Consider the following 240-nt stretch of genomic DNA (forward strand, 5'->3'; position numbering starts at 1 on the left):
CCGCCAGCACGTCAACCGCGGGAACGGCGGGGGGTGCCCGCCCTACGGGGTAGCCGCCAGCGGCAGCGTGGGCGCGCGGCGCGACATCGCGATCAGCAACAGCCCGATCGCGATCAGCGGCAGCGACTGCATCTGCCCCATCGTCACCCACTGCGTGCCGAACAGGTAGCCGAGCTGCGGATCGGGTACGCGCACGAATTCCACCGCGAAGCGGAAGCCGCCGTAGAGCAGCGCGAACAG

The 240-nt window shown here is 70.8% G+C and carries 1 protein-coding gene; it reads right to left on the reverse strand.

The genetic code is table 11. The features are described 5' to 3' along the window. Nucleotides 1–42: 42 nt before the first annotated feature. A partial coding sequence (locus UUA_RS18455; protein WP_039954621.1) for a prolipoprotein diacylglyceryl transferase family protein occupies nucleotides 43–240 on the reverse strand: 198 nt, incomplete at its 5' end.

It is taken from the genome of Rhodanobacter thiooxydans LCS2, from assembly GCF_000264375.1.
Taxonomy (GTDB): domain Bacteria; phylum Pseudomonadota; class Gammaproteobacteria; order Xanthomonadales; family Rhodanobacteraceae; genus Rhodanobacter; species Rhodanobacter thiooxydans.